We start from the raw sequence: 1,181 nt of genomic DNA, 5'->3' as shown, positions 1-1,181 counted from the left end.
TTGATCGGTCAAAGATGTGTATAACCGCATGAACTAACCCACCGGCATCGGGGGCCGCGCCTAGGCGCTCCAGTTCGGGGTGACTCAGTTTTCGGATTTTTTTGAAATCGCGTGAGCGACTGAAGACTCCATGACGCCACTGGTAGACCTCATCCAGCTTCTGCTCATACGTGTACGCGTGATGGTTGTCGTTGTAGTAGTCATCAAAGCGGTTGTGGCCAAGATAGATGGCATTGGACCCTTCATACCCCATCTTCCGATAGGAAACAGGGTCCGTGTTGAGCAGATAGGCCCAGTCTCCTGGTACGAAGTTCTTGGGTGCAACCCCTTCGGTTAGCAGCAGCAGCTTTCCAGGCGTCGCAGCGTCTGCGCGGTCAAAGTCGGCCTCAAATGACCACATGCGAGCCGGCTCAACGCGTACCAGAGCGTCGCCATCAGCAAGGAGGCGGTCCTGCACAAGCCGCGCCAGTGCGGTATCCGGCTTGACCCTGCCATAATAGTCTGTGATGCCATGAGCAATCACCAGCTTGGTTGCAGTGAAACAGCCAATCGCATATTGCCGCTGTGTTAGGAAGGCGTCCATCAGGGCGGCAGTCAGTGCCGTACCGGGCTTAGGGGTTCCCTCGTTCCAGAACCGCCTGTTCCAGCGCGCCGAATCCCCGTTTGGCCACACCCACCCAAGGTGCTCTGCCCAGGCGACAATGTTCTGACGCGCGCCAATATGGTCGTGCAGTGCCTTGATGTCGCAGGCTGACCCCCGGAATTCTGTCAGGCGGCCATGTTGCATCAGCGCCAGAAGAATCTCTTTCTTCGACACGGTGGTGACTTTTCGAGTTCGGCCGGTCTTCGTCGGCAAAGCCACCACCTCCCGGCCGACGGCAAAGCCCAGACGTTGGTGAAAGTTCAGGGTGTTGGTGTCACCTTTGGGTGTGGCTAGTGTGTAGACCGCCGTTCCATGCTCGCGGTCAACCTTCTTGATGACAAGGTCGGGACGGACGCCGAGGGACTGCAGGTAGTCCTGCATCTCTGTTTCGAGCGTCTCTAGCCTGGTGGCGCCGCAGGTAAAACGAATGCCCTCTGCTACAGCAGACTCAATGACACTCGTAACTGAGTTGGCTTCAAGGGCAACTGCAGGTGTCGCCATCAACAGCGAGCTAGAGTTGAAAGTGGTGTACGGGCGG

Annotated in this window: 1 protein-coding gene; it reads right to left on the bottom strand. The window is 57.4% G+C overall.

The annotated features are described in order from the left end of the window. On the bottom strand, positions 1 to 1,181 hold a 1,181-nt coding region (locus CF70_RS36465), incomplete at both ends, for a hypothetical protein (RefSeq protein ID WP_035861261.1).

This window comes from Cupriavidus sp. SK-3 (assembly GCF_000611145.1).
Classification (GTDB): Bacteria; Pseudomonadota; Gammaproteobacteria; order Burkholderiales; family Burkholderiaceae; genus Cupriavidus.
Note: the sequence above shows the minus strand (reverse complement) of the source record. Positions and strands in the feature narration are given on the sequence as shown.